This is a genomic window from Intestinimonas sp. HCP28S3_D6 (assembly GCF_052065695.1).
Lineage (GTDB): Bacteria > Bacillota > Clostridia > Oscillospirales > Oscillospiraceae > Intestinimonas.
Genome location: NZ_JBQHTM010000001.1, coordinates 1 through 16464 on the forward strand (window position 1 = coordinate 1; position 16464 = coordinate 16464).

Genomic DNA, 16464 nt, shown 5'->3' on the forward strand with positions numbered 1-16464 from the left:
GGATATGGTCTCCTCTCGTTCGGTTGTTGTCCGCAACTTCAACTATAACCGATGAGGCCCTGTCCTTCATCCTTTTTTATTCAGATGTCCAATATGTATTGTAGTCCTACACCTTTTGTTGTACGTCCTGGGGTCTCCACTTGCAATTTTTTTCCGATTGTGATATAATTTTTTGCCATCATCGGTACCAATTATGACGCTGGGAGGGTCTATCCCATGTAAAAAAGACAAAAACGCCGGACCCGGAGGGACGGGCCGGACTCCCCATCATGGATCTTTTGGAGGGAATACCTTTGTCTAAATACGAAAGTGAGATCGCCCGGCGCCGCACCTTTGCCATCATTTCACACCCTGACGCCGGCAAGACGACGCTGACCGAAAAATTCCTGCTCTACGGCGGAGCCATCGCCCAGGCCGGCGTGGTCAAGGGCAAGAAGAACAGCCGTGCCGCCACCTCCGACTGGATGGAGATCGAGAAGCAGCGCGGCATTTCCGTCACCTCCTCGGTTATGCAGTTCCAGTACGAGGGCTACTGCATCAACATCCTGGACACCCCGGGCCACCAGGACTTCTCCGAGGACACCTACCGCACCCTGATGGCGGCGGACAGCGCCGTCATGGTCATCGACGCGGCCAAGGGCGTGGAGGCCCAGACCCGGAAGCTCTTCAAGGTCTGCGCCATGCGGGACATCCCCATCTTCACCTTCATCAACAAGATGGACCGGGAGGCCCGGGACTCCTTTGAGCTCCTGGAGGAGCTGGAGAAGGAGCTGGGCATCGAGACCTACCCGGTGAACTGGCCCATCGGCTGCGGCAAGGACTTTAAAGGCGTCTACGACCGGGGCAGCAAGAAGATCATCCACTTCACCAGCAACGGCGGGTCCAAGGCGGCCACCGCCACCGAGGTGGAGCTGGGCGACCCCAACCTGGACGACCTCATCGGCGCCGCGCTCCACCGGCAGCTCAGCGATGAGATCGAGCTCCTGGACGGCGCCGCCGCCGAGTTCGACCTGGACCGGGTCCGCCACGGCAAGCTCTCCCCGGTGTTCTTCGGCTCCGCCCTCACCAACTTCGGCGTGGAGCCCTTCCTGGAGCACTTCCTCCGTATGACCACGCCCCCCCTGCCCCGGAAGGCCGGGGAGGAGATCATCGACTCCATGGACGACGACTTCTCCGGCTTCGTCTTTAAGATCCAGGCCAACATGAATAAGGCCCACCGGGACCGCATCGCCTTCCTGCGGGTGGTCTCCGGCCGGTTTGACGCCGACAAGGAGGTCTACCACGTCCAGGGCGGCAAAAAAATTAAACTCTCCCGGCCCCAGCAGCTCATGGCCGCCGAGCGGGAGATTATCGAGGAGGCCTACGCCGGCGACATCATCGGTGTCTTCGACCCGGGCATCTTCTCCATCGGTGACACCCTGTGCGCCCCGGGGAAGAAGTTCAAGTTCGACCCCATCCCCACCTTCGCCCCCGAGCACTTCCGCCGGGTGCGGCCCCTGGACACCATGAAGCGCAAGCAGTTTTTAAAGGGCATGGAGCAGATCGCCCAGGAGGGCGCCATCCAGATCTTCAAGACCCCCTATACCGGCATGGAGGAGGTCATCGTGGGCGTGGTGGGCACCCTCCAGTTCGACGTGCTGGAGTACCGCCTCAAAAACGAGTACAACGTGGACCTCTACATGGAGGGCCTGCCCTACGAGTACCTGCGGTGGATCGAAAACGACACCGGCGAGCCCTTCAAGGAGGACGACCTCATCCTGGGCACCGACGTGAAGCTGGTGGAGGACTACAAGGGCCATCAGCTCCTGCTGTTCGCCTCCCAGTGGTCCATCAACTGGGTCCAGGAGAAGAACAAGAACCTCATCATGAGCGAGTTTGGCGGAGCCAGAGACTGATTTCAGAGTGCAAAAAACGGCGCGGACCATATGGTCCGCGCCGTTTTTTCTGTTTTCAGCCGTTGTCAGGAGACGGCATCCTCACCCTTGTATTTCCGCCGGGTGGCAATGCCGCCCCGGATGTGCCGCTGGGCCTTGTTTTCGTCCAGCACCGCCTTTACCTGGAGGTAGAGGGGGCGGTTGAAGGCGCTTAGACGGTCCTGGATGTCCTTGTGGACGGTGGATTTGCTGATGCCGAAGCGCTGGGCGGCAGCCCGTACCGTCGCCTTGTTCTCGATGATGTAAAGGGCCAGCCGGCAGGCCCGCTCCTCGATGTTCCCTTTCACACATACAACACTCCCCATCGTGGTTTCCACTGTGGGATGTATATGCGCAGAGAAAGGGGAACAGAACGGCCCTAGGCTCCCAGCAGGGGGGCCAGGCGCCGGGCCATAGCGGGGGCGTCGATGGAGGTGCCGGTGAAGTGCTCCAGGGCGAAGATGGCCTGGTAGAGAAGCATGCTCAGGCCGTTGAGGGTGGGGTGGCCCAGCTCCCGGGCCCGGGCCAGGAGGGCGGTCTCCAGGGGGGCATAGATGAGGTCGCACACCGGCACGCCGGCGGGCAGGGCCTCCAGGAAGGAGAGGTCCTCAAACTGACCCTTTGCCCCCGTCATACCCAGGGAGGTGCAGTTCACCAGCAGGTCGGCGTTGGCAGCCTGGGCCCGGAGGGTCTTTGGGTCAAAGCCGGCGGGGGAGAGGATCTTTGGCGCTTTGTCACAGAGGGCCTGTGCCTTCTCTACGGTCCGGTTACAGATGGTCACCGAGGACGCCCCCTGCTGGGCCAGCTTGAGCGACACCGCCTTGGCGGCGCCGCCTGCTCCCAGCAGCACCACCCGGCGGCCCCGGGGATCGAACCCGGCGTCCAGCAGGGCCTGGAAAAAGCCCCGCCCATCCGTGTTGAATCCGTATATTTTGTCCTCTTTGATACAGACCGTATTCACGGAGCCGTAGAGCTTGGCATCCTCGTCCAGCTCATCCATGAGGGGGAGGAGGTCCTCCTTGTGAGGCATGGTGGCGTTGAAGCCGGCGTAGCCGGCAAATCTGGCGCACTCCAGCCACCGAGCGGCCTCCCCGGCTCTGACGGGCTGGCAGAGGTAGATATAGTCCAGCCCCAGGGTCTGAATCATGGTGTTCTGGATCAGGGGGGACTTGGAGTGGAGCACCGGGTCCCCGATGACGCACAGCTTTTTGGTGGTGTTGTTCAGCTCGACCTGCATGGCGGCTCTCCTTTGGTTTTACACAGTTTGGGCGGCTGGTGTGGAAAATTCAGCGGCACGAAAGCAGTTTCCACGGCTGAAAGGATGCTGATCCCGTCCATTTTTCCACCGCCTGCACATGTCTATGGGGATGCACGACTTTTCAGTTCTTTTAAACGTATCCCCGCAGGGTAGTTTAAAGCTCTCTTTGGTTACTTTCTCTCTCCGAGAGAAAGTAACCAAGGGCGGCCTCGTAGCCGTAGAGGCCCAGGCCGCAGATCTGGCCCACGCAGGCGGGGGCGGTGACGCTCTTGTGGCGGAACTCCTCCCGCTGGTGGATGTTGGAGATGTGGACCTCCACGCAGGGCACGGAGATGGCCTTGAGGGCGTCCAGAATGGCCACGGAGTAGTGGGTGTAGGCCCCGGGATTCATGACGATGGCGTCGTAGACCCCGTTGGCGGCCTGGATAGTGTCCACAATGGCCCCCTCATGGTTGGACTGGAAGCAGTCCACCGTGGAGTCGTGGGTGGCGGCAAACTCTTTCAAATGGGCGCACAGGCTCTCGTAGTTCTCCGAGCCGTAGATGCCCGGCTCCCGCTGGCCCAGCAGATTGAGATTGGGCCCGTTGATGACCAGAAATTTCATGCTCTGAGCACCTCCAGAATGGCGTTGAGACCGGCCTCCGGGGAGGCCAGGTCGGTGATGATGTGGTCGGCCCATTCGCGGTAGACGGGCTCCCGCTGGGCAAAGCGGTCCAGGAAGGCCGCCCGGCCGTCCTGGGCCAGGGGCCGGTCCCCCAGGACCCCGGAATCGTAGGTTTCCCCCGGGTCCCGGCAGAGCCAGAAGACCAGCCCCGTCTCCTTCAGGGGGGCCATGGCGTCGGGCCGCAGGGGGAGGCCGCCGCCGCAGGCGATGACCAGACCGGTTTTGTGGGAGAGGTCCTCCGCCGTCTCCCGCTCCCGGTCCCGGAAGTAGCCCTCCCCGTCGGAGGCAAAGATGGCGGGGATGGTCCGGCCCTCCTTTTCCTCAATGAGGGCGTCGGTGTCCACCAGAGGACGGCACAGGGCGGCGGCCAGGAGGCCGCCCACCGTGGTCTTGCCCGAGGCCATCATGCCGATGAGGACGATGTTGCGCTCATCCATGGCTCAGCCCTCCTTGGCGGCGGGGTAGTTCCCCAGCACCCGGAAGCCCTCGGCGGTCTGGGTGAGCTCCAGGAGCACCCCGTCCATGCCGGGGGCGGCGAGGTCGGCGATGAAGTCGGCGAAGAAGAGGTACTCCCAGCTCCGGCCCACAATGGGGCGGGACTCCAGCTTCATGAGGTTGAGGCCGTTGACGGCGAAGATGGTCATGAGCTGATGGAGGGAGCCGGTGCGGTGGGGGAGGGTGAAGAGGGCGCTCACCTTATTGCTGCCCGGCCGGTGCTCCGGCACCGGGGAGACGATGACGAAGCGGGTGTAGTTGTGGTCGTTGGCGTTGATGTGCTCGGCCAGGATTTCCAAACCGTAGAGCCGGGCGGCGTGGGGGGAGCAGATGGCCGCCTGGTCGGGCTGGCCGCTTCTGGACACATACTGGGCGCTCTCGGCGGTGTTGAGCCGGGGCACCCGGGCCCAGTTCCGGCCCTTGAGGAAGTCGGCGCACTGGAGGAGGCCCTGCTCGTGGGAGTAGACGGCGGTGATGGTGTCCAGGGTGGCCCCGGCGGGGGCGGCAAGACAGTGGTCCACCTTCACGGTTTGCTCCCCCACGATGTAGGCGCCGTACTGGGCCAGCAGGTCGTAGACCTGGCTGATGGAGCCGGTGGAGCTGTTCTCGATGGGCAGCACGCCGTAGTCGGCCCGGCCCTCCTTCAGGGCCAGAAAGACCTCCTCCCAGGTGGCCACGTGGGAACGAGCGACGATCTCCCCAAAGAAACGCCCGGCGGCCTCGTCGGAGTAGGCCCCCGGCTCCCCCTGGTAGAGGACCCTGGGGTCGGCGAGGGGGTCCCGGACGGCCCGGAGGGCGGACTGGATGCGGACATAGTCCTCGTTGCCCGCCTCAGTGAGAAGCTTGCGCTGCTGCCGGCGGGAGATGCCCATGATGGCCTCATAGAGGGCGGTGACGTCGTCCTTCCGGGCGGGGTCGTTGGTGAGGGCGGCCTTCTTGGCCAGCACCTCGTGCTCCCGGGCGGTGTCCAGCACGGGGATGCCGTTGGCCTGCTTCCAGCGGCCCACCTGCTCCGTCACCTCCATGCGCCGGAGGAAGAGGGAGGTGAGCTGGGCATCGATATCGTCGATCTGCCCCCGAAGCTCATCCAGTTGACTCATAGGAATACACCTCTTTGTGTAGACTCAGATGCCCAGCAGCTGGCAGGCGGCCAGGGCGGCGGCGGACTCGATGACGGGCACCGCCCGGGGCACGATGCAGGGGTCGTGGCGGCCGGTGATGGCCAGCTTGGCGTCAGTACGGCTGGAGAGGTCCACCGTGTCCTGCTCCTGAGCGATGGAGGGGGTGGGCCGGATGGTGACCTCGAAGGTCACCGGCATGCCGTTGGTGATGCCGCCGTTGACGCCGCCGGTGTGGTTGGTGCGGGTTTTGACGGTGTCGCCGTCCATGTAGAAGGGGTCGTTGGCCTGGCTGCCCCGGAGGTCGGCGAAGCCGGTCCCCAGGCCGAAGCCCACCGCCTTCACGGCGGGGACGGCGAAGAGGTACTGGGAGAAAATGCCCTCTACGTTGCAGCCAAAGTCAGGGGCCCCCAGCCCGGCGGGGAGGCCGGTGACGGCGCAGGCGATGCGCCCGCCCACCGAGTCCAGGTCGGCCTTGGCGGCCAGGATAGCCGCCTCCATCTCCTCGGGGGTGGGGTCGGCGATGCTGGCCACATTGGTGATGCGGGCGGAGACGGTGACGCCCTTCTCCTTCAGGACGAGCTTGGCCACCGCCCCGGCAAAGACCAGGGGGGCGGTGAGGCGGCCGGAGAAGTGGCCGCCGCCCCGGTAGTCGTTGCAGCCGTGGTAGCGAACGAAGCCGGCGTAGTCGGCATGGCCGGGCCGGGGCAGGTTTTTGAGCTTGGCGTAGTCCTTGGAGCGGGTGTCGGTGTTGAAGATGACGGCGCACAAGGGGGTGCCGGTGGTCTTGCCCTCAAAGACGCCGGAGAGAATTTCAGGCTCGTCCTTCTCCTTGCGGGCGGTGGTCATGGCGTTCTGTCCGGGGGCCCGGCGGGCCATCTCGCTGCGGATGAAGTCCATGTCCAGCTCCAGACCGGCGGGGACCCCCTCCAGGGTCACCCCGATGGCGGGTCCATGGGACTCACCGAAAATGATGTATTTCATGGGGACGCCTCCTTAAACCTGGGCCCGAGCGATGACGCCGCCCAGGGCCTCGTAGTCCTCCCAGAAGTTGGGGTAGGACTTTTTGACGCACTCCGCCCCGGTGATGGTGACGGGGGCGTCACAGTTGGTGGCGGCAATGGCGGCCATCATGGCAATGCGGTGGTCGTTGTGGCCGGAGACGGTGACGCCGCCGGGAAGGGTGTCCTTCCCGTGGATGACCAGGTAGTCGTCGTGCTCCTCCACCTCCGCCCCTAGGGCGTTGAGAACCTCGGTCACCGTGGAGAGCCGGTCGCTTTCCTTTATCCGCAGCCGGGCGGCGTTGACCAGCCGGGTGGTGAGCTCCTCTCCCCGGAGGGCGGCCATGGCGGCCAGGGGGGGCACCAGGTCGGGACAGCCGGACACGTCGATCTCGGCGTCGGCGGGCCGGGCCAGGGTCCAGTAGTGGCTGGCGATGGCGGCGTCCCCCTGGGTGGAGTGGGTATCCAGGCCCCGGATGTCCACGTTGCTCTCCAGCAGCGCAGCGGCGTACCAGAAGGCGGCGTTGGACCAGTCGGCCTCCACGGTGAGGTCACGGGCCCGGAAGGCCTGATTGCCGGGGATCCGGAAGGAGGTGTAGTCCCGGTTCTCCACCCGGACGCCGAACTTGTCCAGCACGTCCAGTGTCATGTCCACATAACCCCGGCTCTCCAGGGAGGTGGTGAGGAGGATCTTGCTGTCCCCGGACAGCAGGGGGAGGGCGTAGAGGAGGCCGGTGATGAACTGGCTGGACACGTTGCCGGGGAGGGAGAATGTTCCCGGCTCCAGCCGGCCGTGGACGGTGAGCACGCCGTCCTTCTGCTCATAAAAGATGCCCTTTTCACGGAAAAGGTCGAAGTAGGGCCCCTGAGGCCGCTCCATGAGCCGGCCGTGGCCGGTGAAGCGGCCGCCGCCGAGGACGGCCAGGGCGATGGGGATGAGGAAGCGCAGGGTGGAGCCTGACTCGCCGCAGTCCAGCAGGGGGAGTTCCCCCTGGGGTGCCGGCTTTCCGGCCAGACCGGTGACTGCCAGGGTATCGCCCTCCCACCGGAAGGAGGCGCCCAGGGCCTCCAGACAGCGGATGGTGGCCTGGATGTCCTGGGAGAGAGCCACATTTTTGAGCATGCTCACGCCCTCCGCCAGGGCGGCGGCGATGAGGGCCCGGTGGGCCTGGCTTTTGGAGGGGGGTGGCGTAATGGAGCCGCTGAGCAGACCCGGAGTGATGGTGACATTCATAAAGTGTGTCTCCTTTCGGCCTCCAAAAGCCAGAGGATGGCGGTTCGGCTCCCGCCTGCGGCGGAACCGCCGAACATGCCGTCCGTGGGCCGAAGGCCCCCGATGGAGGGGGGCGGCGTAATGGACCCGCTGAGCAGGCCCGGGGTGATGGTGATGTCCATGGTCAAATCCTCCCGTAGAGGGCGGAGAGCTGGGAGAGCACTTCGGTCTTTTTCAGCTTCACGGCCTTGGCCTTACCCATCTCCTCCAGGAGAATAAGGCTGATGCTGTCCCCGGCGCCCTTCTTGTCCAGACCGATGGTCTCTGCCATAACGGGCCAGTCGGTGTCAGAGCAGGGGATGTGGACGGGCAGGTCAAAGGCCTGGAGCAGCTTGGTGAGGGCCTGAAGGTCATCCTCCGTGCCGCCGGTGCCCAAGGCCAGACCCAGCTGGGCGGCGACGCACATGCCGGCGGCCACCGCCTGGCCGTGGGTCCAGGTCTCGTAGTTTCCCATCTTCTCAAAGGCGTGGCCCACGGTGTGGCCGAAGTTGAGGAGCATCCGGCGGCCGGTGTCCCGCTCGTCCTCCTCCACTACCATCCGTTTTAAATCGCAGCAGGTATACAAGACGTGTTCAATCTCCTCCATGATCTCGTCCCGGCTGGGCCGGAGGGCGAGGAAGTCAAAGAAGGCCTTGTCCAGGATGCAGCCGTACTTGATGACCTCGGCCATGCCGTCGGCAAAGATGAGGTCATCCAGGGTGTCCAGGGTGTCGGGGTCCATGAGGACCACCTTGGGCTGCCAGAAGGCCCCGGCCAGGTTCTTGCCGTGCTGGAGGTCGATGGCCACCTTGCCGCCCACGGAGGAGTCCACCTGGGAGAGGAGGGTGGTGGGGATCTGGATAAAATCCACCCCCCGGAGGATGGTGGCGGCGGCGAAGCCGGCCAGGTCCCCCACCACGCCGCCGCCCAGGGCCACCACGGCGTCGGTGCGGGTGAGGCCGAAGTCCATCATGTCCTCCCAGAGGGCGCTGAGCATGGCGGCGGATTTGGAGCCCTCCCCGGCGGGGATCTCCCGGCAGGCGGTCTCAAAGCCGGCACGCTCCAGCCCGGGGATGAGGGCGGAGAGGTAGATGGGGGCCACGTTGGAGTCGGTGACCACAAAGAGCTTTTTGGCCCGGGGGAGCACCCGGTGCAGGTGCTCAGCCGCCTGGGAGAGGAGGCCGGAGCCGATGAGAATCTCGTAGCTGCGGCCGGGGAGGGATACGGTAAGGGTCCTCATGGGTTCACTTCCTTCCGTGTCAGGGCATCAGGGTTTTGCCCATCATGGGAGCCAGGACCTTCACCTTCTTCATAAGCTCGTCGAACTTCTTGGGGGTGAGGGACTGCTGGCCGTCGCACTTGGCGTGGGGGGGATCGTTGTGGACCTCGATAATGAGGCCGTCGGCGCCGGCGGCAATGGCCGCCATGGCCAGGGGCTCCACCATCCAGTACATGCCGGCGGCGTGGGAGGGGTCCACGATGACGGGCAGGTGGCTCATCTGCTTGATGGCGGGGATGGCGGACACGTCCAGAGTGTTGCGGGTATAGGTCTCAAAGGTACGGATGCCCCGCTCGCAGAGAATGACGTTCTCATTGCCGGCGGCCATGATGTACTCGGCCGACATGATCCACTCCTCGTAGGTGTTGGAGAGGCCCCGCTTGAGGAGGATGGGCTTGCTCATCTTGCCCACCTCCTTCAGAAGCTCGAAGTTCTGCATGTTCCGAGCGCCCACCTGGACCACATCCACATGTTCCTCAAAGAGCTCGGCCATCCGGGGGTCCATGATCTCGGTGACGATGGGCAGACCGGTCTGGGCACGGGCCTCCACCAGCAGGTCAAGGCCGGGAGTACCCATGCCCTGGAAGGAGTAGGGGGAGGTACGGGGCTTGAAGGCGCCGCCCCGGAGCATGGCCGCCCCGGAGAGCTTCACATCCTGGGCCACGGCGCAGATCTGCTCCTCGCTCTCCACCGAGCAGGGGCCGGCGATGACGGAGAAGTTGCCGCCGCCGATTCGGGCCTTGCCCACGGTGACCACGGTGTCCTCGGGGTGGAACTTCCGGTTGGCCTTCTTGTAGGGCTCCTGGACCCGCATGACTCGCTCCACGTTGTCCTCCATGGAGATCTTGTCCATGTCCAGCTCGGTGGTGTCGCCCACCAGACCCAGAATGGTGCAGCCGATGCCGTGGGTGATGCCCACGTCCAGGCCCTGGGCTCGGAAGGTGTCGGCCAGGGCTTCGATATCCTCATTTTTCGTGCCGGGTTTCATAATGATTACCATAGTGATCTTCTCCTTCTTCCGCCAAGGGCGCGGCAATAAAAAAGGCGCCCATTGACGATAAAATCAATGAGCGCACGGTTCAACGATACAACGACCCTATCAAAAGGGCCGGCCCATTCACTTTATCCCGCTATTTTACCCATGCCAAAAAAGCCGGTGCCCGTAAATCGAGCCCAGCCAAAATAGGTAAAGGAGCGGGATTCAGTTGTGAGGCGGCGATGGTCCATGAAAAGATACCTCACTTGCAATGGTTGGAGGTATTTTACACCCGCCGGCGAAAAAATGCAAGAGTAATTTGGCACGGTAAAGTAAAAAATACAACAAGGAATGCCAAAATTTTTTGGAAGAATGTGCCCTGTGTCCCGGTGAAAGCCGGACAACAGGGCACATTCTTTCACGTATGCCGTCCCTCGGCCCTGGTGTAGAGGAGGACGCCAGCCAGGACGGCGATGGCGCCGATGCCTTGGAGGGGGCTGATGCCCTCGCCGAAGAGGAGGAGCCCAAGGACGGAGGCAAAGACGGGTTCGCACAGTTTGGCGGCGGAGACATAGGCGGGAGTGAGCCACTTCAGGCTCCAGGAGAAGAGAGAGTGGCCCAGCAGGGTGCAGAAGACGGCCAGCAGCAGGCCCACGCCCGCCTCCCGGAGGCCCCAGCCCAACACCGGGGTGCCGGTGGCGGCGTCCAGCACCAGCAGGACGATGAGGCAGGAGGCGTAGGTGAGGAAGGTGTAGACGGTGGTGGACTGCCGGGCCCGCTGGACCTGTCCGATGAGGGTATAGGCGGCCACGGCCACGGCGGCCAGCACCGCCAGCAGGTCACCGGTCAGGGCGCCGCGGGAGCCCCCGGCATCAGAGAGGGCCAGCACCACGCTGCCGGCGAAGGCCACGGCGATGGCGGTGGCGCCCAGCTTGGGGATGCGGCCGTGGAGAAAGAGGGCGAAGCCCAGGGCGGAGAAGATGACCTCGGTGGATACCAGCACGGTGGAGGAGGCAATGGAGGTCCACTTGAGGGACTCAAACCAGGTGGAAAAGTGGAGGGCCAGACAGGCGCCGCTGAGGGCGCACATCAGAAGGTCCCGCTTTGTGGCGGCCAGGAGCTCGGCCCGGTGGGACCGGAGCACAACCGGTAGCAGCAGGAGGACGGTCTAGCCCAGCCGGCCGGTGGCTGTCACCAGAGAGGGGGCCGCCGACCAGCGCACGAAGATGGAGGAGAAGGAGGCCCCTAGCACCCCCAGGAAGAGGACCAGCCGGGGGTCCGCCGTGAGGCGGCTCAACGGGGGAGACCCCGCCGCCGGGCGGCGTCGTCCAGGCGCTCCAGGGCCTTTTCCAGGTGGTGGCGGGGGCAGGCCAGGACGAAGCGCTCAAAGCCGGTCCCCTCGGGCCCGAACATGGTGCCCTCGTCCAGCCACAGCCCGGCCTCGTCCCGCATGAAACGCATTTGGGCCTCGGGGTCCAGGCCCAGGGAGGAGAAGTCGGCCCACAGCAGGTAGGTGCCCTCCCAGGGGGCCGTCCACACCGAGGGGAAGCGGTCAGCCAGGAAAGCCTTACACAGCTCGAAATTGCCCTTCAGGTGCTCCATGAGGGCGCTCAGCCAGGGCTCGCCCTGCTCATAGGCCACCCGGGTGGCGGTGAGGCCGAAGTAGCCGTTGAAGCCGCCGGTGTAGCCGTCGGTCTTGGTCCGGAACTGCCGGCGCAGGTCCTGGTCGGGGATGATGGTGGTGGAGGTGGCCAGCCCGGCCAGGTTGAAGGTCTTGCTGGCCGAGGTACCCATGATGCAGCGGTGGGCGGTCTCCTCGTCCAGGGTGGCCAGGACGGTGTGGGTGTGGCCGGGGGCGATGAAGTCGCAGTGGATCTCGTCGGAGAAGATGAGCACGTCGTGGCGGCGGCAGATGTCGGCGATGGACTTCAGCTCCTCCCGGGTCCATACCCGGCCGGTGGGGTTGTGGGGGGAGCAGAGGAGCAGGAGCTTGGTCTCGGGGCGGCGACACAGGTCCTCCAGGTGATTGAGGTCCAGCTCGTAGCCGTGGTCGGTGCGGCGGAGGGGATCTGCATAGAAGAGACGGCCGGTGGCCTCGGCGATGCGCTTGAAGGGGGGATAGGCGGGGGTCTGGGTGACGATGGCCTCGCCGGGCTTGGTAAAGGCCTGGACGGCCTGGCCGGCGGCGTGGACCACGCCGAAGTTGCTCACCAGCCAGCCGGGGTCTACGGTCCAGCCGTGGCGGCGCTCCATCCAGCCGATGAGGGCGGCGCGGAAGGCCTCGTCCATGCCGGTGTAGCCGTAGACGCCGAAGGCGGCGGCCTCCTGGAGGGCGGAGACGATCTCAGGGGCCACCAGCAGGTCCATGTCGGCCACGGAGAAGGGGATCACGTCGGGATCGGTGACGCCGGCCTTCTCCATGGGGATCCATTTGGAAGCCCCCATATGGAGCCGGGAGCGAAGGGTGGTAAAGTCATAGGTGGACATGGGAAACAAACCTCCTGTTCTCTCTTTCTGAAAGGGAAAAGGGCGGCCGTTCCGGCCGCCCTTGACACGTTATTATGGAGCGGGGATCATTCCGCGGAGATGAGGTAGTAGTAGACGGGCTGCCCGCCGGAGAGAAGGGTGATCTCGGCGCTGGGGCAGGCGGCGGTGAAGATCTCCAGAGCGCCCTGGGCCTGCTCTTCGGTGACGTCCTCGCCGTAGTAGATGGTGATGAACTCGGCGTTCTGCTGGGGCTCGGCCTCGGCCAGACGCTTGAGCAGGGCGAAGAGGTCCCGGTCGGTACCGAAGAGCTGGTTCTCGGCCAGGGCCAGGTAGTCACCCTCCTTGATGTCGAAGCCGTCAAAATCGGAGTTCCGGGCGGCGTAGGTGATCTGGGCGGTGTGGACGTTCTGGATGGCCTGGGTCATGGCGTCGGTGTTGTCCTCCTGAATGGCGTCGGGGTCAAAGGAGAGCATGGCGGAGACGCCCTGGGGGATGGTCTTGGTGGGCAGGACCACCACCGTCTTGCCCTGGGCCAGGGGGATGCACTGCTCGGCGGCCATGATGATGTTCTTGTTGTTGGGGAGGACGTAGACCACCTCGGCGGGGGTGGCCTCGATCTCCTTGAGGATGTCCTGGGTGGAGGGGTTCATGGTCTGGCCTCCGGAGACCACCCGGTCCACGCCCAGGTCCCGGAAGACGTCGGCGATGCCGTCGCCGGCGCAGACGGAGACAAAGCCGTACTTCTTCTCCGGGGCGGCGGAGGCGGGGGCGGCACAGTGGCCGTGGTCGTCCTCCTCCAGGTCGTCGGTGCTCTGGATGTGGCGGCCGGCGGCCAGGTCGTCGGCCTGGGTGCGCATGTTCTCGATCTTGGCCAGCTCCAGGGTGCCGTACTTCTGGGCCTCGCTGAGGACGGCGCCTGGGATGTCGGTGTGGACGTGGACCTTGAAGGCGTCGTCGCTCTCACCGATGACCAGGCTGTCGCCCACACTGTTGAGGTAGGCCTGGAAGGCCTCCAGACCGTTGTAATGCTCGTCCTTACGGACGATAAAGACGGTGTCGAAGGTGAAGGTGATCTCCTCGGCGGCGATGGCGGCGTAGTCGGTTTTCTGCTCGCCGGCAGAGCCCTCCTCGGTGTCCTCGGGCATGGGCTCGCCCCGGAGCTCGTCCAGCATGCCCTGGAGGATGACCAAAAAGCCCTTGCCGCCGGCGTCCACCACACCGGCCTTCTTGAGGACGGGGTTCTGATTCACCGTGTCGTCCAGGGCAATGAGGCCCTCCTTGATGGCCTCGTCCAGCACGAACTCCAGGGAGCGGTCCTCACGGGCGGCCTCGGCGGCCCGGCGGGCGGCCAGACGGGAGACGGTGAGGATGGTGCCCTCGGCGGGCTTCATGACCGCCTTGTAGGCGGTGGCCACGCCGTAGTCCAGGGCGATGGCGAAATCGGCGCCGTCGGCGGTATCCTTGTCCTTCAGGGCCTTGGCAAAGCCCCGAAAGAGAAGGGAGAGAATGACGCCGGAGTTGCCACGGGCGCCCCGAAGGAGGGCGTTGGCGTTGACCTGGGCCACGGCGCCCACGTTGCCGGGAGCCTTCTTCTTCAGTTCGGCGGCGGCGGTGGCGATGGTCATACCCATGTTGGTGCCGGTGTCGCCGTCAGGCACGGGGAAGACGTTGAGCTCATTGATCTGCTGCTTCTGGGAATTGATGGAGGCCGCTGCGTGGATGACCATCCGCGCCAGCAGCGCCCCGTCAATGGTTCCTCTCATGTCAAATGTTCCTTTCTATGACGGAATGGGCCGCCGGACTTCAGCCGATGACCATGGAATCCACGCACACGTCCACGTTTTTGACCTTGACGCCGGTGACCTTCTCTACGATATAGCGCACCTCGCTCATGATAGAGTGGCTGACGGCGTTAAGATTGACGCCGTTGTCCACAATGATGTGGAGCTCGATGGAGACGGTATCATCGTCATTGAACCGGACCTTGACTCCCTTGGCCATGGACTCCCGGCGCAGGAGATGGACCAGCCCGTCGGTCTTGGAGCGCACCGCCATGCCCTTGACGCCGTAGCAGTTGGTGGCGGCGGCGCCGGTGATGTTGGTAAAGACATCGGGGCTGATGGTGATGGCGCCCCTCTCTGTTTCCAGTCTCATATGGTACCTCCTTTGGAGCACTAGGACAGAATACACCAATTATGGTCTATTTATTGTATTCTATTTTTCCCATAAATACAAGGGAAAAAGTTGCGGTGAATGATTGTAATTTCCACGAAAATCGTGTAGACTAAGGATAACACTCAGATGTGGAGGTGTGATGGGATGAAAGTCGCCCGTTTTGTACTGAAGATCGTAGGCTGGTCCCTGGCGCTGGCCGCTGCCATTTGCTGCGTCGTGGCCTACTGGGATAAGATTACCAGCGCTGTGTGCGGCCTGAAGGACATGGTCGCGGAGAAGGGAGCCTGCTGCTGCCACCCCTCCGAGTTTGACGACTACGCCGACTGGGACGAGTAAGGCGTACACAGAAATGACGATGCGCTCTCTGTGCAGAGTGCGGCATACGCAGGAAAATGGCCGCCCATACGGGCGGCCATTTTTGCGTTTTGGTCAGGACTCCGCCGGCTGGGAGGACTTGTCCTTCATAGGGTGGTCCAAGAGATAGAAGGTGAAGTTGCCGTTGGCCACCTCTACGCCGTTGTCATCGGTGATGGTCTGGCGGTAGACGCACAGACGGTGTCCCAGCTTCTCAGGTACGGCTCGGCAGTAGAGCTTCTTGTTGGTGCCCAGAGCGGGGCGGAGAAAGCTGAAGGCGTAGTTCACCGTGACGCAGGGCTTGCCGGTGGCGGCAAAGACGCCAGAGCCGCCCACCGTATCGGCCAGGGTAGCCAGACAGCCCCCGTGGACGATGCCGTAGGGGTTGAGACTGTCCGGATGGATGGTAAGTTCCCCCTCGGAGATGCTATCCTCAAAGAGACCGGTAATCTTGATGTGGTTGTAAATGGAAAAGGCGTCCTGGAACAGGAAATAGTCCTCCGGAATAGGGACAGGTTTACTGCAGGAATCCATTGAGAATCCGCTCCTCTGCTTCTTCCTCGGTGAGCCCCAGGGTCATGAGCTTCAGGATTTGATCGCCGGCGATGCGCCCGATGGCGGCCTCATGGATGAGCTGGGCGTCGGGGTGCTCGGCGGCGATGGCGGGGATGGACTTGATCTTGGCCTGGCCCATGATGATGGAGTCGCACTGGACGTGGCCGAAGCACTTGGCCTCGCCGGTCATGCGGGGGTAGAAGACCTGCTGGGACTGGTCCTGGGCCACGGAGCGGGAGATGACCCGGCCGGTGGCGTCCTCGCCGGCCAGGACGATGTCCATCTCGGACTCAGCGGTCTGCTTGCCGTGGGTGAGGAGCTTTTCGGTGATGACGGCCTCGCCGCCGGCACCCACTACGATCTTGGTGTAGCGCTTGGTGGAGTCCACACCCCGGATCTGGGTGGTCTCCATGTTAATAGAGGCGCCCTCCTCCAGGTAGACGATGGTCTGAGGGTTGAAGATGCGCTCGCCGGTGCCCTCGCCCTCGCCATAGTGCTTCTCATAGTAGCGGACCTTGGAGTTCTTGCCTACGTAGAAGGTGTGGATGCCGTCGTGCTGTGTGGTGTCGCAGCCGGAGTTGTGGATGCCGCAGCCGGCGATGATGTCCACGTCGCAGTCCTCACCGATGAAGAAGTCGTTGTAGACGGTCTCGGTGAGGCCGGTCTCGGTGAGGACCACGGGAATGTGGACCGACTCCTTCTTAGTGCCGGGGGCGATGTGGATGTCGATGCCCGACTTGTCGGTCTTGGTATCGATGACAATGTGAGCGGTGTTGACGCGGCCGTCAGACTGTCCGTTCTTGCGGATATTGTAGGCTCCTACCGGGAGACCGTCCAGATCGGCGATCTCTTTGAGGAGCTTGGCTTCCAGTTTGTCCATGGCTCAAATGCTTCCTTTCTCGGCCGCGGGGATGTGGTGTGGAGCGGCCGTCTGTGA

General features: G+C 63.9%; 19 protein-coding genes. 2 read left to right on the plus strand and 17 right to left on the minus strand.

Features of this window, described 5'->3' with window-relative positions:
* The first annotated feature begins 293 nt into the window (after positions 1–293).
* On the plus strand, positions 294–1895 hold the full coding sequence (locus ACTNBK_RS00005) for a peptide chain release factor 3 (protein ID WP_441142519.1): 1602 nt from the start codon (positions 294–296) through the stop codon (positions 1893–1895).
* 65 nt (positions 1896–1960) lie between these two features.
* Here ACTNBK_RS00005 and ACTNBK_RS00010 read toward each other — a convergent pair whose 3' ends face one another.
* The 15 genes from ACTNBK_RS00010 to ACTNBK_RS00080 all read right to left on the minus strand — a co-directional run bounded on the left by ACTNBK_RS00010 (position 1961) and on the right by ACTNBK_RS00080 (position 14597).
* On the minus strand, positions 1961–2221 hold the full coding sequence (locus ACTNBK_RS00010) for a sporulation transcriptional regulator SpoIIID (RefSeq protein WP_130848219.1): 261 nt from the start codon (positions 2219–2221) through the stop codon (positions 1961–1963).
* A gap of 71 nt (positions 2222–2292) precedes the next feature.
* A complete protein-coding gene (gene aroE, locus ACTNBK_RS00015) occupies positions 2293–3150 on the minus strand; it encodes a shikimate dehydrogenase (protein WP_441142521.1) in 858 nt (285 codons plus the stop codon).
* A gap of 175 nt (positions 3151–3325) precedes the next feature.
* Entirely contained in the window at positions 3326–3775 is a 450-nt protein-coding gene (gene aroQ, locus ACTNBK_RS00020; protein ID WP_441142523.1) for a type II 3-dehydroquinate dehydratase, read from the minus strand.
* Complete coding sequence (locus tag ACTNBK_RS00025) at positions 3772–4272, minus strand: shikimate kinase (protein WP_441142525.1); 501 nt, start codon at positions 4270–4272, stop codon at positions 3772–3774. Before ACTNBK_RS00025 ends, aroQ begins: the two co-directional genes overlap by 4 nt.
* Before the next feature lie 3 nt (positions 4273–4275).
* Positions 4276–5430 (minus strand): bifunctional chorismate mutase/prephenate dehydratase, encoded by a 1155-nt coding sequence (locus tag ACTNBK_RS00030; protein ID WP_441142527.1) that lies wholly within the window; start codon positions 5428–5430, stop codon positions 4276–4278.
* Between the two features lie 24 nt (positions 5431–5454).
* Positions 5455–6432, minus strand: a complete 978-nt coding sequence (locus ACTNBK_RS00035) for a chorismate synthase (RefSeq protein ID WP_441142529.1) — start codon at positions 6430–6432, stop codon at positions 5455–5457.
* 12 nt (positions 6433–6444) lie between these two features.
* Complete coding sequence (aroA, locus tag ACTNBK_RS00040) at positions 6445–7683, minus strand: 3-phosphoshikimate 1-carboxyvinyltransferase (protein WP_441142531.1); 1239 nt, start codon at positions 7681–7683, stop codon at positions 6445–6447.
* Positions 7680–7844, minus strand: a complete 165-nt coding sequence (locus tag ACTNBK_RS00045; protein ID WP_441142533.1) for a hypothetical protein — start codon at positions 7842–7844, stop codon at positions 7680–7682. Before ACTNBK_RS00045 ends, aroA begins: the two co-directional genes overlap by 4 nt.
* Positions 7845–7846: 2 nt before the next feature.
* The gene (aroB, locus tag ACTNBK_RS00050) at positions 7847–8941 is read right to left on the minus strand and encodes a 3-dehydroquinate synthase (RefSeq protein ID WP_441142535.1); all 1095 of its coding nucleotides are present in this window, start codon (positions 8939–8941) and stop codon (positions 7847–7849) included.
* Between the two features lie 19 nt (positions 8942–8960).
* The gene (gene aroF, locus ACTNBK_RS00055; RefSeq protein ID WP_441142537.1) at positions 8961–9980 is read right to left on the minus strand and encodes a 3-deoxy-7-phosphoheptulonate synthase; all 1020 of its coding nucleotides are present in this window, start codon (positions 9978–9980) and stop codon (positions 8961–8963) included.
* A 394-nt stretch (positions 9981–10374) separates the two neighbouring features.
* On the minus strand, positions 10375–11100 hold the full coding sequence (locus tag ACTNBK_RS00060; RefSeq protein WP_441142539.1) for a DMT family transporter: 726 nt from the start codon (positions 11098–11100) through the stop codon (positions 10375–10377).
* A 24-nt stretch (positions 11101–11124) separates the two neighbouring features.
* The gene (locus ACTNBK_RS00065) at positions 11125–11253 is read right to left on the minus strand and encodes a hypothetical protein (RefSeq protein ID WP_441142540.1); all 129 of its coding nucleotides are present in this window, start codon (positions 11251–11253) and stop codon (positions 11125–11127) included.
* Positions 11250–12443: a MalY/PatB family protein gene (locus ACTNBK_RS00070; RefSeq protein WP_441142542.1), complete on the minus strand. Its 1194-nt coding sequence runs from the start codon at positions 12441–12443 to the stop codon at positions 11250–11252. Before ACTNBK_RS00070 ends, ACTNBK_RS00065 begins: the two co-directional genes overlap by 4 nt.
* An 86-nt stretch (positions 12444–12529) precedes the next feature.
* The gene (locus tag ACTNBK_RS00075) at positions 12530–14206 is read right to left on the minus strand and encodes a DAK2 domain-containing protein (RefSeq protein ID WP_441142544.1); all 1677 of its coding nucleotides are present in this window, start codon (positions 14204–14206) and stop codon (positions 12530–12532) included.
* Between the two features lie 40 nt (positions 14207–14246).
* Positions 14247–14597, minus strand: coding sequence for an Asp23/Gls24 family envelope stress response protein (locus ACTNBK_RS00080; RefSeq protein WP_294511863.1), 351 nt, complete (start codon positions 14595–14597; stop codon positions 14247–14249).
* 165 nt (positions 14598–14762) lie between these two features.
* On the opposite strand from ACTNBK_RS00080, the gene ACTNBK_RS00085 reads away from it, so the two are divergent.
* The gene (locus ACTNBK_RS00085) at positions 14763–14954 is read left to right on the plus strand and encodes a hypothetical protein (RefSeq protein WP_441142546.1); all 192 of its coding nucleotides are present in this window, start codon (positions 14763–14765) and stop codon (positions 14952–14954) included.
* 93 nt (positions 14955–15047) lie between these two features.
* Here the strand turns inward: ACTNBK_RS00085 and ACTNBK_RS00090 are convergent, their stop codons facing one another.
* Both ACTNBK_RS00090 and ACTNBK_RS00095 read right to left on the minus strand, forming a co-directional pair.
* A complete protein-coding gene (locus tag ACTNBK_RS00090) occupies positions 15048–15506 on the minus strand; it encodes a PaaI family thioesterase (RefSeq protein WP_441142548.1) in 459 nt (152 codons plus the stop codon).
* On the minus strand, positions 15490–16407 hold the full coding sequence (locus tag ACTNBK_RS00095; protein WP_441142550.1) for a SufB/SufD family protein: 918 nt from the start codon (positions 16405–16407) through the stop codon (positions 15490–15492). Before ACTNBK_RS00095 ends, ACTNBK_RS00090 begins: the two co-directional genes overlap by 17 nt.
* Between the last annotated feature and the right edge of the window lie 57 nt (positions 16408–16464).

Excerpts from the sequence above, each read along its gene's own strand:
- aroE (WP_441142521.1), bottom strand. The coding sequence starts at position 3,150 with ATGCAGGTCGAGCTGAACAACACCACCAAAAAGCTGTGCGTCATCGGG.
- aroQ (WP_441142523.1), bottom strand. The coding sequence starts at position 3,775 with ATGAAATTTCTGGTCATCAACGGGCCCAATCTCAATCTGCTGGGCCAG.
- ACTNBK_RS00025 (WP_441142525.1), bottom strand. The coding sequence starts at position 4,272 with ATGGATGAGCGCAACATCGTCCTCATCGGCATGATGGCCTCGGGCAAG.
- ACTNBK_RS00030 (WP_441142527.1), bottom strand. The coding sequence starts at position 5,430 with ATGAGTCAACTGGATGAGCTTCGGGGGCAGATCGACGATATCGATGCC.
- ACTNBK_RS00035 (WP_441142529.1), bottom strand. The coding sequence starts at position 6,432 with ATGAAATACATCATTTTCGGTGAGTCCCATGGACCCGCCATCGGGGTG.
- aroA (WP_441142531.1), bottom strand. The coding sequence starts at position 7,683 with ATGAATGTCACCATCACTCCGGGTCTGCTCAGCGGCTCCATTACGCCA.
- ACTNBK_RS00045 (WP_441142533.1), bottom strand. The coding sequence starts at position 7,844 with ATGGACATCACCATCACCCCGGGCCTGCTCAGCGGGTCCATTACGCCG.
- aroB (WP_441142535.1), bottom strand. The coding sequence starts at position 8,941 with ATGAGGACCCTTACCGTATCCCTCCCCGGCCGCAGCTACGAGATTCTC.
- aroF (WP_441142537.1), bottom strand. The coding sequence starts at position 9,980 with ATGGTAATCATTATGAAACCCGGCACGAAAAATGAGGATATCGAAGCC.
- ACTNBK_RS00070 (WP_441142542.1), bottom strand. The coding sequence starts at position 12,443 with ATGTCCACCTATGACTTTACCACCCTTCGCTCCCGGCTCCATATGGGG.
- ACTNBK_RS00075 (WP_441142544.1), bottom strand. The coding sequence starts at position 14,206 with ATGAGAGGAACCATTGACGGGGCGCTGCTGGCGCGGATGGTCATCCAC.
- ACTNBK_RS00080 (WP_294511863.1), bottom strand. The coding sequence starts at position 14,597 with ATGAGACTGGAAACAGAGAGGGGCGCCATCACCATCAGCCCCGATGTC.
- ACTNBK_RS00085 (WP_441142546.1), top strand. The coding sequence starts at position 14,763 with ATGAAAGTCGCCCGTTTTGTACTGAAGATCGTAGGCTGGTCCCTGGCG.
- ACTNBK_RS00090 (WP_441142548.1), bottom strand. The coding sequence starts at position 15,506 with ATGGATTCCTGCAGTAAACCTGTCCCTATTCCGGAGGACTATTTCCTG.
- ACTNBK_RS00095 (WP_441142550.1), bottom strand. The coding sequence starts at position 16,407 with ATGGACAAACTGGAAGCCAAGCTCCTCAAAGAGATCGCCGATCTGGAC.